At 72.2% G+C, this 13,334-nt stretch carries 10 protein-coding genes; 7 read left to right on the top strand and 3 right to left on the bottom strand.

The features are described 5' to 3' along the window. Genes eccD through AB0K08_RS03590 form a run of 6 tightly spaced genes read left to right on the top strand, consistent with a single transcriptional unit; the run spans window position 1 to window position 8,449 of the window. Window positions 1-1,353: a type VII secretion integral membrane protein EccD gene (eccD, locus tag AB0K08_RS03615; RefSeq protein WP_363351714.1), complete on the top strand. Its 1,353-nt coding sequence runs from the start codon at window positions 1-3 to the stop codon at window positions 1,351-1,353. Continuing rightward, on the top strand, window positions 1,353-2,417 hold the full coding sequence (locus AB0K08_RS03610) for a hypothetical protein (RefSeq protein ID WP_363351712.1): 1,065 nt from the start codon (window positions 1,353-1,355) through the stop codon (window positions 2,415-2,417). The genes eccD and AB0K08_RS03610 overlap by 1 nt, the downstream gene beginning before the upstream one ends. Window positions 2,418-2,421: 4 nt before the next feature. Next, a complete protein-coding gene (eccCa, locus tag AB0K08_RS03605; protein ID WP_363351710.1) occupies window positions 2,422-6,540 on the top strand; it encodes a type VII secretion protein EccCa in 4,119 nt (1,372 codons plus the stop codon). Further along, entirely contained in the window at window positions 6,537-7,439 is a 903-nt protein-coding gene (gene rarD / locus AB0K08_RS03600; protein WP_363351708.1) for an EamA family transporter RarD, read from the top strand. The genes eccCa and rarD overlap by 4 nt, the downstream gene beginning before the upstream one ends. A 9-nt stretch (window positions 7,440-7,448) precedes the next feature. Further along, on the top strand, window positions 7,449-7,967 hold the full coding sequence (locus AB0K08_RS03595) for a hypothetical protein (protein WP_363351705.1): 519 nt from the start codon (window positions 7,449-7,451) through the stop codon (window positions 7,965-7,967). Next, complete coding sequence (locus AB0K08_RS03590) at window positions 7,964-8,449, top strand: HIT domain-containing protein (protein ID WP_363351703.1); 486 nt, start codon at window positions 7,964-7,966, stop codon at window positions 8,447-8,449. Before AB0K08_RS03595 ends, AB0K08_RS03590 begins: the two co-directional genes overlap by 4 nt. 22 nt (window positions 8,450-8,471) lie before the next feature. On the opposite strand, the gene AB0K08_RS03585 is transcribed toward AB0K08_RS03590, so the two are convergent. From AB0K08_RS03585 to AB0K08_RS03575, 3 genes are all read right to left on the bottom strand, one after another. Further along, window positions 8,472-9,290 (bottom strand): CPBP family intramembrane glutamic endopeptidase, encoded by an 819-nt coding sequence (locus AB0K08_RS03585; RefSeq protein WP_363351701.1) that lies wholly within the window; start codon window positions 9,288-9,290, stop codon window positions 8,472-8,474. A 37-nt stretch (window positions 9,291-9,327) separates the two neighbouring features. Beyond that, window positions 9,328-10,338: a polyprenyl synthetase family protein gene (locus AB0K08_RS03580; RefSeq protein WP_363351873.1), complete on the bottom strand. Its 1,011-nt coding sequence runs from the start codon at window positions 10,336-10,338 to the stop codon at window positions 9,328-9,330. Window positions 10,339-10,435: 97 nt separating this feature from the next. After that, window positions 10,436-11,878, bottom strand: coding sequence for a geranylgeranyl reductase family protein (locus AB0K08_RS03575; protein ID WP_363351699.1), 1,443 nt, complete (start codon window positions 11,876-11,878; stop codon window positions 10,436-10,438). On the opposite strand from AB0K08_RS03575, the gene AB0K08_RS03570 reads away from it, so the two are divergent. Further along, window positions 11,877-13,304 (top strand): isochorismate synthase, encoded by a 1,428-nt coding sequence (locus AB0K08_RS03570; protein ID WP_363351697.1) that lies wholly within the window; start codon window positions 11,877-11,879, stop codon window positions 13,302-13,304. The genes AB0K08_RS03575 and AB0K08_RS03570 overlap by 2 nt on opposite strands. The last annotated feature ends 30 nt before the right edge of the window (window positions 13,305-13,334 follow it).

The following is a 13,334-nucleotide window of genomic DNA, read 5'->3' as shown; positions in this document are numbered from 1 at the left end:
GTGCCCACCCCCTATACCCGCGTCTCCCTGGTGGGCCAGCGTCGCAATGCGGACCTCCTGCTGCCCTCCGACACCCCCCTCGGCACCCTCATGCCCCAGATCCTGGACGTGCTCCACGATCAGCCCCAGGACTCGCTCGGGACCAAGCTGCTCGTCCGGCCGGACGGGCAGGAGGTTCCCGCGGGACAGTCGCTGAGCGAGGCCGAGGTGCTCGACGGCGAGCGGCTGCGCCTCGTCTCCCGCACGGAGGCACCGCCCTCGCCCATCGTCTACGACCTCAACGACACGGTCTCGGACGCCACCGAGGACGTCCCCGGCCGCTGGTCGCCGGTCTACAGGTACCTCATCTGCGGCGTGCTGGCCGCGCTCGGCTCCTGGTTCGCCATCACCGGGCTGCTGGCCACCTACGCCGCCGGGCAGCAGGACTGGATCGCCTTGGGACTGGCGGCCGCGGCACTGCTGGCGGCCGCGGCGCTGTCCTCCCCCGGCCGCCAACAGGCGGTCTCCGCCACGCTCGCGGGGGCGGGCACGCTGTTCGCCGTCTCCGGGCTCGTGGGCCTGGGCCTGCCGACGCCCTGGGTGTACATCGCGCTCGGCGGCCTGGCCGCCGTCGTGCTCGGGGTCCTCGGCTTCATCGTCAACCGCCCCCTGTCCATGTTCATCGCCGCCGCCGTGATCGGCGTGCTGGTGGCCGTCTGGGCCGTGGCCCCCGCCGTCTCCGTGTGGGCCATCGGCGAGAGGAGCGCGGACCCGGTGGTGGGCGCGGCCGCGATCGCCGGGATCGCCACCCTGCTCGTGCTGGGCATGCTCCCGAAGATCGCCCTGGGTGTCTCGGGACTGGCGGGGATGGACGACCGCCACGCCAACGGGGCGGCCGTGCTGCGCCGTGACGTGCGCACCGCCCTCGACTCCGCCCACGGGGGTCTGGTGGCCAGTGCCGTCGTCGGCGCCGTCTCGGCCGGACTGGCCCTCTGGCTGGTCGGTGGCGACACCTTGGCCTACCCCTTCTCGCTCCCACTCCTCGCCTGTCTGGTCCTGGGACTGGGACTGCGCGCCCGGTCCTTCCCGCTGGCCTCCCAGCGCATCCCCCTGTACCTGGCCTCAGGTCTCGGTGTCCTGGCGCTGGTCCGCCTGGCCTGCGGCTTCCAGCCCGACTACGAGGGCGCGTTCCTGGCCGTCCTGTTGGTCCTGGCCCTGGCGACCGGGGCCGGACTGTCCATCGACCTGCCGGACCACTCGCAGGCCCGGATGCGCAAGGCCGGTGACACCGTCGAATCCCTCGTCCTGCTCGCCCCGATCCCGTTGCTCATCGGCTACTACGGGATCTACGCCACCCTGTTGGAGACCTTCTGATGTCCTCTGCCCCCCTGGACCCCTGGAACGACGCCGGCCCGGCACCGGCCCGTCCGCGCCCCGGCTCCGCGCCGGGAGACCAGGGTGATGCGCTGTGGTCCAGCCGGTCCGAGCTCCGCCGGGACATCTCCCGGTCCCAGGACGACCCCACCACCGGCTTCGAGTCCGTGGCCACCCGCCTCCAGCGCGACTACTCCCGCCGCCCGGCGCTGTCCCTCTGGTCCCGCGGCTGGCGGGCCCTCGGCGGCCTGTGGGGGCCGGACCGGAACCGGGACCGGTTGGCCGCCTCCGCCTCGGCGGTCCAGTCCCCCGTCACCACGGGACGGCGCCTGGCGGTGGTCTCCCTGCGCGGCGGCGCCGGCAAGACCACGGTGGCGGCCCTGACCGCCTCCACCTTCGCCGCCCTGCGGCCCGAGCCGGTGGCCGCCCTGGACCTGGACCCGGCGCTGGGCTCCCTGGGCCTGCGGCTCGGCCACCGCCCCTCGTCCGGCGCGGACCAGATGGCCGCTGACCTGGCCGCCCTGGAGACCACCACGTTCGACGCCGTCACCTCGCGGATGGCCGCCGGACGCAACGACCTCTACTACACGGGGCCCCGGGTCACCGGCCGGCCGCTGGGCGAGGCCGCCGCCACCACCCTGCTGTCCGGGCTCTCCCGGTACTTCCCCGTCACCGTGATCGACTGCCCGACCGGGCCCGAGCACCCGGACACGGCGGCGGTGCTGACCCGCGCCCATGCCGCCGTCTTCGTGCTCCCGGCCACGGCCGCCGGGGTGGACGAGGCCGCCGGCTACCTGCGCCACTGGCTCACCGACCCCTTCCTCTCGGCCATCCCCGTGGTGGCGGCCGTCGTCGGCACCGGACGGGACGCCGTGCTGGATCCCCTGGCGCAGGCGGGGGCGCTGACCCGCGTGGGTGTCGGCGCGGTGGCGATCCGCCACGACCGGCACATCGCCGGCGGGGTGGGGATCACGCTGCCGTTGATCCTGCCCGAGAACCGGCTGGCCGCCGCCGAGCTGTCCGCCCAGGCCCTGGCCGCGGCCAACGCCCCAGGGACTCGGTGACACGGTGACCCAGAAGATCATCCACCGGCCGGCCCGCACCTCGGCTCCGGCCCGGCCGTACACACCCTTCCGGATCGAGGGACCGCAGCCCCTGGACCCCGCCATGGCGGAGGGCCAGGGCGCCGGCGGCTTCCTGCGGCTGTTGCCGATGGTCGCCGCCGGCGGCTCCATGATGGTCATGATGACCTTCCGCCAGAGCCCCTTCGCGGCCGTCGGGGCCATCGCCATGGTGCTCTCGCTGATCGTGGGCGTCATCATGATGTTCTCCCAACGGGGCAAGGCGGGGCGCCTGCGCAAGACCCTGCGGGACACCTATGCCCGCTACCTCGAACGGACCCGGGTGAAGCTGCGGGACGACGAGCAGCAGGCCCAGCTGGCGGCCCGGGCCTCCTCCCCGCCGGCCACGGCGCTGTTCGACATCATCCGGGACCCGGCCCGCCTCTGGGAACGCCGGCGGTACCACGACGACTTCCTGCGGACCCGCGTGGGCTCCGGCCAACGCCCCACCCGGGACATCGACATCTCGCTGACGGAGACCGCCACCGCCCTCCAGGACGAGTTCATGCTCCGCGAGGCCGAGTCCCTCAAGAACCGCTTCGAGAAGGCCCCGGACATGCCCGTGAACGTCCCCCTGGACTCGGCCGGGAACATCTCCCTGGTCGGCCCCCGGGACCTGGGGCTGCAGACGGTACGGTCCCTCGTGACCGGAGCCGCCGCCCTGCAGTCCCCCGAGGACCTGCGCGTGGCCCTCATCAGCCCGCGCGCCACCCGGGAGGACTGGGACTGGCTCGAGCTCCTGCCCCACCTGGATGACAATTCGCACAAGCACTTCTCCGGCCCGGTCAAGTTGATCGCCCCGGACCACGAGGCGCTGCTGGAGCTGCTGGAGACGGACCTGAGGTACCGGTCCAAGGTCGCCGGCGAGCACAACAAGTACGGCGATGAGATGACGAAGGGCCCGGCCCTGTTGTCCCGGCTCATCGTGATCGTGGACCGGTACGGGCAGTCCGCCACGGATCTGTCCTTCGGCGACTCGCATTTCGGCCTCCAGGCCCGTGCCATCACCGCCATCCACCTCTGCGCGGACCGGCTCCACGAGCCCTCCGAGGTGAACTACCGCCTCACCCTCACCGAGGCCCCGGGCCACGGCGGGGTTCGTGGGCGTGCCGAGCGTGCCGAGCGTGCTGAGCACTCCGACCGGCGTCCGCGCTTCCTGCTGGAGGACCGCACCCGGGACCAGGGCAACCCGGTCCGCACCGAGGGCGTGCTGGACCCGATCGACACCAGCACGGCCGCGGGACTGGTGTCCGAGCTCGCGCCGTTGCGCCTCTCCCTGGACTCCCTGGAGCACACGGGTGCGGAGGCCGCCTCCTCCACCTCCTTCCTGCAGATGCTGAACCTGTCCCCGGAACTGGACCGGGCCGACGTCGAGCGCAATTGGCGGCCCCGCTCCCAGGCCGACTTCCTCCGGGTCCCGCTCGGGCCGGATGACAAGGGCAAGCCGGTGCAGCTGGACCTCAAGGAGGCCGCCCAGCTCGGCATGGGACCCCACGGGCTCTGCGTGGGGGCCACGGGCTCCGGCAAGTCCGAGATGCTGCGTTCCCTCGTGTTCGGCCTGCTGACCACCCATTCCCCGGACTCCCTGGCCATGGTGCTGGTCGACTTCAAGGGCGGCGCGACCTTCGCCCCCTTCGAGGGCGCACCCCACGTCACCGGCATCATCACCAACCTCTCCGACGACCTGACGTTGATCGAACGCGTCTACGCCTCGCTGAACGGTGAGATCCTGCGCCGGCAGGAGGTCCTCAAGGCGGCCGGGAACATCGCCAACATCACCGACTACCAGATCCACCGCGACGAGGAGCGGTCCAAGGGCCGGGACGTCGAGCCCCTCCCCCATCTCGTGGTCATCATCGACGAGTTCGGCGAGCTGCTGACCGCGCGCCCGGACTTCATCGACCTGTTCCTGTCCATCGGCCGCATCGGCCGGTCCATCGGGGTGCACCTGCTGCTGAGCTCCCAGCGCGTGGAATCCGGCAAGCTGCGCGGCCTGGAGACCTACCTGTCCTACCGGATCGGCCTCCGCACCCTCTCCGAGTCCGAGTCCCGCACCGTGCTGGACACCCCGGACGCCTTCCACCTGCCGCCGCTGCCCGGCTACGGCTACCTGAAGGTGGACACCACGGTCTACTCCCGGTTCAAGTCCGGCTATGTCTCCGGCCCCCTCGAGGACGAGCTGTTCGAGGAGGAGGAGGAGCCGCAGGACGACGAGATCCCACCCGTCCTGCGGTCCACGGACTACTCCCTGGTCCTGGAGGAGGAGGCGGCCGCCCCGCCGTCGATCGAGGCCGGACCGTCGGCCCCGAAGAAGGACGGCCCCGCCCGCCGGACCACCGGCCCCACGGTGATGTCCACCATGATGGACACCCTGCGCACCTATCCCCCTGCGGTGAAGCCGATCTGGCTGCCCCCGCTGCCCCTGGAGACCACCCTGGACCAGGTGGTCGGCGAGCCGAAGAACACCGAGGGGGGCCTCCGGCTGCCCGAAGGGGGCAACCTCACCGTGCCGATCGGCCTGCTGGACGATCCGGCCCGGCAGTGGCAGGGGCTGTGGGAGGTCGACTTCACCACGGGTTCGGGCAACATGATCATCCATGGCGGCCCCCAGTCAGGGAAGTCGACCGCGTTGCGGACCCTGGTGGCCTCCCTGGCGCTGACGCACTCGCCGGCGCAGGTCGGCATCTACTGCATCGACCTGCTCGGCTCGGGCATGCTGCCGCTGGCCGACCTGCCCCACGTGGGCGGCGTGGCGATCCGCACCAACACGGAGGTCATCTCGCGCACCGTGGACGAGATCCTGGGGATGCTGGCCCACCGGGAACGGGTCTTCGAGAGGCATGCCATCGACTCGCTGGCCACCATGCGCCGGATGCACGCCGCCGGCCAGATCCCCGAGCTGCCCAGCGCGGACATCTTCCTCGTGGTGGACGGCCACGGCCAGTTCCAGGAGGAGTTCGACGACCTGCTGCCCAAGATCGTCACGATCATGACCCGCGGCGCCGGCTACGGCATCCACATCATCTCCTCGGTCAACCGGAACACCGAGATCCGGGCCACCCACCAGACCTACTTCACGCACCGCATCGAGCTGGCGTTGGCTGAGGCCGGCGACTCGGGCATCGACCGCAAGCTGGCGGCCAACGTCAATCCCGAGGCTCCCGGGCGCGGCCTGATGCCGCTGAAGCTGCAGGGTCACCTGGCCCTGCCGCGGATCGACGGGCAGGCCGAGAAGGAGTCGGCCACCGAGGGGCTGAAGGACCTCGTGGAGCAGGTGGGCCGGTTCTCCACCGGTTCCGCCATGAAGGTCCGCGTGCTGCCCTCGATCGTGGAGGCCTCCACGGCGGCCTCTCCCGAGAAGAAGGGGCTGTTCCCGCTGGGCCTGCGCGAACTGGACCTCGGCGTGCAGCACCTGGACCTGGAGCGGGGCGACCGGAACCTCATCGTCATGGGGGACGAGGAGTCCGGCAAGACCACCATCCTGCGCCAGGTGGTCCACCGCTTCACCGCGAACCACGAGGACAACGAGCTGATGTTCGTGGTCTTCGATCCCCGCCGAGGCCTGGGCGACTTCGTCCCCGACGACTACCTGGGCGGCTATGCCACCAACGCGGAGGTGGCCAAGACCCTGACCGGCGCGGTCGTCAACGAGCTCCGCAAGCGCCAGGACCCGAAGGAGGACCAGGACACGGTCCAGCGTCAGACCCGGATCGTGGCCCTGATCGACGACTACGACGTGCTGACGGTGGGCGGCGGCCAGTCACCGCTGGGGGCCTTCGTGCCGTTCATCCCGATGGCCGCCGAGCTGCGCATCAACTTCGTGCTGACCCGGCGGGTGCGCGGCGCCTCCCGCGGCATGTACGAGACGTTCTTCTCCACCCTGCGGGACAACGGCACCTCGGCGATGATCATGTCGGGTGACAAGCGCGAGGGCATCCTCATCAACGGGGTCAAGGCCCGGAAGATGCCCGCAGGCCGCGGCCAGCTGCTGCAGACGGGCAAGCCCGTCATGACCGTGCAGTCCTTCTTCGGCGAGCCGGACCACACCGCCGGCCCCGCGGAGTGACGCAGCGCCCCGTCACCGGCGCGGGCCTGGCCTTCGGGGCGGGCGCCTACCTCTTCTGGGGCGGGTTGCCGCTCTACATGGCGGCCACGCTCCCGGCCACCGCCCTCGAGGTGGTCTTCGCCCGGATCGGCTTCACGCTTCTCACCTGCGTGGTGTTGCTGTTCGCCCTGCGGCGCTGGCACGACGTCGGCCGGCAGCTGGGCGGCGCGCGGCGGTTGGGTGCCACGGCCCTGGCCGCCACCCTGATCACCGGCAACTGGGCCATCTACACCTACGCCGTGCTCTCGGGGCAGACCCTCGAGGCCGCGCTGGGGTACTTCATCAACCCGCTGGTGTCCGTGCTGGCCGGGGTCCTCCTGTTCGGGGAGCGGCTGCGGCCGGCCCAGTGGGTGGCCGTGGTCCTCTCCGTGGCGGCCGTGGTGGTCATGGTGGTGGGCCACGGGGCGTTCCCCTGGCTGGCCGTGCTGCTGGCCGTGAGCTTCGGCGGCTACGGCATCGTCAAGAGCCGGCTGGCCACCTCCGTCAGCCCGGTGGCCTCCCTGGGCGCCGAGACCATCCTGCTGATCCCGGTGTGCCTGGCCGGGATGGGCTGGCTGGCGGCCACGGACCAGATGACGCTGTTCTCCGAAGGCCCCGGTCACTTCTGGATCCTGGCCCTGTCCGGCCTGGTGACGGCGATACCGCTGATCCTGTTCGGGGCGGGGGCCAGCCGCCTGCCCCTGACCCTGCTGGGGCTGTTGCAGTACATCAACCCGGTCATCCAGTTCCTGCTCGGCCTGCTGGTCTTCGGCGAGGCCATGAGCACCGGGCGCTGGGCCGGGTTCATCCTCATCTGGTGCGCCCTGGTGGTGCTGATGGCCGACTCCCTGCGCGCCGCCCGGCGCAGCCCGAGACCTTAGACTGGGCCCATGCCTGCAGATCCCACCGCACCGTCCGGTTCCGTCTTCCTGCCGATCTTCCAGAAGCTCGTCCCCGCCCACCTGGAGACGCCCTGGGTCGCGGAGGACGGGATGGAGCCCGGCGAGCTGGATGCCCTGCTGGCCGCCTCCCCCGCCGCCGAGGCCTCCCTCAACGGCACCGGCCGGGTGCCGCTGCCGTTGGCCCTCTACGAGTTCCACCTCGCCCTGGGCAATTGCCCGGACCTGCTGGAGACGGACCACTTCTTCTGGGACGCCGACGAGCTGGAGATCCTGGACGGCTTCCTGCTCTTCCTCGAGGACGCCGCGGAGTCCACCGTCTGGGGGCTGCGCGTCGAGGATGCCGACCTGGCCGATCCCCTGGTCTGGCGCCGCTCCACGGGCGCGGACGCGGAGCACGGGGTGTGGCGGTGCGAGGGCGGGACCTTCAGCGAGTTCACCACGGACCTGCTGGACTGGACGTTCGAGGAGCCCGATGCGTCCGAGGAGACCGGAGGCACCGGGGAGTGAACGGCTCCCACGCCCCGGAGGGGTACGTGTGCCCCTTCTGCGGCCTGGTGGCCGGTGACGTCTCCGCCCCGGACAACCGCTGTGAGCTCGAGGACCTCGTCTACCAGGATGAGGACGTGATGGTCTTCATCGCCGTGGACGGCTTCGGCGACCACGAGGGCCACGCCATGATCTCCCCCACGGAGCACTATGAGACCCTGTACGACCTCCCGGACCGGGTCCTGCAGCGGATCGGCCTGATGGCCCGCCAGGTGGCGCTGGCCATGAAGCAGGCCTGGTCCCCGGACGGAATCTCCACCCGCCAGCACAATGAGCCCGCGGGCAACCAGCACGTCTGGCACTACCACCTGCACGTGTTCCCGCGGTGGCACGAGGACCAGCTCTACCGGCACCTGCGCCACCCCGTGGCCCCGGCGGTCCGGGCGGTCAAGGCCCGCGAGCTGGCCGCGGTGCTCGATCCCGGCCCGACGCGCCTGCCCTGAGGCCCCGGGCCCCGGGCTCCGGTCAGTGGACCGGGACCAACGGGAAGATCGGCAGCGCCGCCGGGTGGTGGGCGTGCACGATCACCAGGAACACCACCGCGTCGAAGAGCAGGTGCACCGTCACCACGTACCAGAGGTTCTTCGTCCAGGAGAAGATCGCCCCCTGCACCAGCGCGAAGGGGATCGTCAGGGCCGGGCCCCACGACTGGTAGCCGAGCTCCCACAGGAACGAGACGAAGATCCCCGCCTGCAGCACGTTGGCGATCGCCGGCCGGAAGTGCCGCAGCAGCAGCGTGTAGACGGTGCACATGAAGAACAGCTCGTCCCAGAGGCCGACCGCGTTGACGCCCACGAACAGGCGGGCGATCTCATGCCACTCGGCGACCGCGGGCCAGTTGCGGTAGACGCCCGAGGTGAGGAAGTAGAACGGCAGGATCAGGTAGGCGGCCACCACCACGACGACGAGGTACACCCACATCCGCCGGCTCCACCGCCCACCGGCCCAGGGGAAGCGCACCGCGTGCTCCCGGTAGACCCAGCGCGAGAGGGCATACGGGACCACCACCGCGGCCCCGAGGACCACCGTGAAGCGTGCCATCCCGGCCGGTGAGATGTCCGCGTGCAGGGAGATCAGGCTGATGATGCCCAGGGCGAGGCCGATGAGGAACAGGTCGGTGCCCAGCCGGTGGGAGAGGCCGCGCCGGTCCGTCCAGAGCCCGGCGAGCACGCCCGCCACCAGCAGGACATAGCCCACCGCCTCGGACTGGACGGCGAAGAGCAGCACGGCCGAGGCGCTCACCATCGACGCCGGGATGACGGCCAGCGGGTGCGCGGTGCTCATCAGCGGGTCAGGGTTGCAGCGGGTCAGGGGGCGAGCGTCAGGACTCGCGGTCGACCACGTAGTCGGCGAAGGCCATGAGCGCGCCCTTGACCGGGGAGTCCGGCAGCGGCTGCAACGCCCGGACGGCATCCGCCGCCCAGCCGCGCGTGATGTCCCAGGCCTGCTCGATCACCGGGTGCGCGGACACGGCCGCCACGGCCGCGGCCAGCTGCTCGTCCGTGTCCAAGGGCCCGTCCACCAGCTCGAGCGCGGCGCGGGCGGAGGGGTCATCCCCACCGGCAGCCGCCTGCCGCAGCAGCAGCACCGGCAGGGTCGGAACCCGTTCCTTCAGGTCCGTGCCGGGCGTCTTGCCGGAGGCGTGGGATGAGCTCGTCAGGTCGATCACGTCGTCGGCCAGCTGGAAGGCCGTCCCGACCTTCTCCCCGTAGTCCTCGAGCAGTGTCACGGTGGCCGCGTCGCAGCCGCCGAAGTGGGCTCCCAGCTGTCCGGCCGCGGCGATGAGCGAGCCCGTCTTGCCGCCGATCACCCGCAGGTAGTGCTCCAGCGGGTCGTCCTGCTCGGTGGGGCCCACCGTCTCCCACAGCTGGCCCATCACGAGCCGCTCGAAGGTCCGGGCCTGGATGGCCACGGCCTCGGGCCCCAGGGAGGCCATCAGCAGCGAGGCCCGCGCGAAGATCAGGTCTCCGGCGAGGATCGCTATCGAGTTGCCCCACACCTGGTGGGCCGCCGGGGCGCCGCGCCGCACGGGGGCCTCGTCCATGACGTCGTCGTGGTACAGGGTGGCCAGGTGGGTCAACTCCATCACGACGGCGGCCGAGCGCACCGCCGCCGGGACCTCGCCGACCTGCCCGGTCCCGACCCCCGGGTCCCCCACGAGGGAGGAGAGGATGGTCAGCAGGGGGCGGATCCGCTTTCCGCCGGCTTCCAGCAGGTGCCGGGAGGTGTGGTCCGCCAGCTGGTCCGCGTTGGACACGGCGGCGGACAGCTCGTCCTCCACCGCGTCGAGGGCCGTGGTGACCACGTCCAGCAGGTCGCCGTGCTCGGCCAGGTTCTCGAAACCGCGGGGCAGGGCGAGGTCACCGATCGTCACGCCGTCAGCGGCGTCGGCACGGGATGCGGGCTCGGGTGAAGTCACCTGAGCAAGACTATCCAACGTTGGCCGGGGACGGCGCATCGGGACGGGGCACTGCCGCCGGTCCCTGGGTGGTCGCCGCGGGGACCACAGATTCCAGGAGCCGGACGATCCGGTCCACCGGGGCCGTGCCGCGCTCATCCACGAGGTTGGCCATCACCTGGACCACGGACCGGAACAGGGGCCTGACCCGCATGCCGGTGGCCAGGGCGGCCTTCAGCACGGCCGGGTGGCCGATCAGCTCGGCGAAGCGGGTGCCGAGCGCGAAGTGGGACCCCCAGGCCTCCTGGGTGAGCACCGGGTACCGGGACAGCTCCGCCTCCCGGCCGGCCGCCGTCGGGCGCCGCAGTGCCGTGACCGCCAGGTCCGCGGCCATCCGGGCCGACTCCATGGCGAAGGAGATCCCCTCGCCGTTGAAGGGCGAGACCATGCCCGCGGAATCGCCGACGAGCAGCATGCCCGGCACGTGCTGTGGGGTGCGGTTGAAGCCCATCGGCAGGGCGGCGCTGAGGATCTTCGAGGTGCGGGTGTCCTCGGACAGGCCCCATCCCTCGGTCAGCGCCCCGGACCAGTCCTTGAGGATGGAGCGGTAGTTGAGCTTGCCGAACTGCGGGGAGGTGTCCAGGATGCCGAGCCCCACGTTGACGGTGCCGCCGCCCAGCGGGAACAGCCAGCCGTAGCCGGGCAGCAGGTTGCCCCGGGCATCGGGCAGCTGGAGCCAGGACTCCATCCAGTCGTGGTCGTGGCGCGGGGAGGTGTCCGGGACCTCGTAGTAGGCGCGGACGGCCACGCCCATGGGCCGGTCGTCCCGCTTGGCGAGTCCGGCGGAGACCGCGGTGCGGGTGGAGTTGCCGTCCGCGGCGATGACGATCGGGGCGTGGAAGTCCCGGAACTCGCCGGTCTTGCGGCCGCGCCCGTCCATCAGTTCGGCGCGCAGGCCGTTCACGGTGCCGTCCTCGGCCCGCAGCACGGTGGTCACGGCATGGCGTTCCAGGATGGTGGCCCCGGCGGCACGGGCGTGGTCCGCCAGCACCTCGTCGAAGTCCTCGCGGGTGCGCACGAGGGCGTAGTCCGGCCAGGTCTCGGTCTGCGGCCAGGGGACCTCCACCGCGCGGCCCTCGGCCACCAGGCGCAAGCCCTTGATGTGCTGCCAGCCGTCCCCGGGGGCATGCGGGATCCCCATCAGGTCCATCTCGCGCACCGCCTGCGGGGTCAGGCCGTCGCCGCAGACCTTCTCGCGCGGGTAGGCCGTCTTCTCCAGCACGGTGACCGCCACGCCGGCGTTCGCGAGGTGCCAGGCAGCGGTGGCGCCGGCGGGGCCGCCCCCGGCGATGAGGACTTGGGATGTCGTTTCAGTGGCCACCCGCCCATTGTCCCAGAGCTTGTCCCAGAGCTTGTCCCAGAGCGGGGCGTGGCCGGTGTCCCGCCGGCGCTGGCGGTACGCTGGACGGGACATGAACAACCCTGGATCCTCGGCGCCGGCCCCCCGGCTGGCGTCCTGCACGTATGCCGCCCCCCTGCCCGGCGGCGCCGGACTGACCGAGCTGTTGACCACGGGCTCGGAGTGCACCTGGATCCGCGGCGGCGAGGGCATGGTCGGCCTGGGGACCGCCGCCCGCTTCACCACCACCGGGTCCGGCCGCTTCGAGGCGGCCCGCCGCTGGTGGATGGCGGCCACGGCGGCCGAGGCCGCCGAGTCGGAGGGCGCGCACCGGAGCACCGTGCCCGACGACGGCCTGCCCCGGCGCTCCCCGCTCGCCTTCGCCGCGTTCGCCTTCGCCGACGACAGCCCCGTCGACTCCGTCCTGGTGGTCCCCGAGTTCGTCCTCGGTTCGGCCCACGGCCGGTCCTGGCTGACCTGGCAGGTGGACCTCGACTCCCCGCGCTACTCCGAGCGGGCCGCCACCGGTTGGCGCCCCAGCCGGCAGGACGCCGAGCGGCGGCTGGCCGAGCTCCTCGCCGAGGCCGGGCCCGCGGGGTCTGCGGAACCTGCCGTGCCCGGAGAACCGGCGGGGGAAGGTCTCGAGCTCAGCGACGGGGTGCTCTCCCAGGAGGGGTACCGGGCCGCCGTCGTGCGTGGGGTCCGCCAGATCGAGGCCGGGAACCTGACGAAGCTCGTGCTCGCGCGCGACGCCGTGGTCCGTTCCGAGGATCCCGTGGACGTCCCTCGGGTGCTGCACACGCTGACGGAGCGGTACCGGGACTGCTGGACCTACGCCGTGGACGGCCTGATCGGCTCCACGCCGGAGATGCTGGTCAAGGTGGACGGGGACACCGCCCGGGCCCGGGTGCTGGCCGGCACCCTGGACCGGGACGGGGCCCCGCTCGGCACCGCCGGGGCAGGCTACGCCCGGCAGCTGCTCTCCGAGGACCCCAAACAGCGGCACGAGCACCGGCTGGCCGTGGACTCGCTGACCGAGCGGCTGGAGCCGTTCACCACCTCGCTGCAGGCCCCGGACGCACCCTTCGTCCTGGAGCTGCCCAATGTGTGGCACCTCGCCACCGACGTCACGGCGCGGCTCGTGGGGGCGGAGGGGGTTCGGCGCACGGGCCCCGGGGCGCTGGCCCTCACGGAGGTGCTGCATCCCACCGCCGCGGTGTGCGGGACCCCGCGCGAGGCCGCGGCGGCGCTCATCGCTGAGCTGGAGAGGGCCGAGCACGGGCTGGACCGCGGGCTCTTCGCGGGCCCGGTGGGGTGGCTGGACGGCAACGGGAACGGCGAGTTCGGCATCGCGCTGCGCGGGGCCGTGGTGGAGGATCCGCACACGGTGCGCCTGTACGCGGGCTGCGGGATCGTGGCGGCCTCGGACCCGGAGGCCGAGCTGGCCGAGACCCACGCCAAGATGCGCCCCATGCTGCAGGCCCTGGGGCTGCAGGCCTAGCACGGCGGCGCCCGCCCCCCCTCCCCTCGG

The organism is Citricoccus sp. NPDC055426 (assembly GCF_040677445.1).
Lineage (GTDB): Bacteria > Actinomycetota > Actinomycetes > Actinomycetales > Micrococcaceae > Citricoccus.
The sequence above is the reverse complement of the archived record's forward strand: the minus strand, read 5'-3'. Positions and strand labels throughout refer to the sequence as shown.

Coding starts and splice junctions, on each gene's coding strand:
- AB0K08_RS03570 (WP_363351697.1), top strand. CDS start 11,877: ATGAACAACCCTGGATCCTCGGCGCCGGCCCCCCGGCTGGCGTCCTGC.
- AB0K08_RS03585 (WP_363351701.1), bottom strand. CDS start 9,290: ATGAGCACCGCGCACCCGCTGGCCGTCATCCCGGCGTCGATGGTGAGC.
- AB0K08_RS03610 (WP_363351712.1), top strand. CDS start 1,353: ATGTCCTCTGCCCCCCTGGACCCCTGGAACGACGCCGGCCCGGCACCG.
- AB0K08_RS03595 (WP_363351705.1), top strand. CDS start 7,449: ATGCCTGCAGATCCCACCGCACCGTCCGGTTCCGTCTTCCTGCCGATC.
- AB0K08_RS03575 (WP_363351699.1), bottom strand. CDS start 11,878: ATGTCCCGTCCAGCGTACCGCCAGCGCCGGCGGGACACCGGCCACGCC.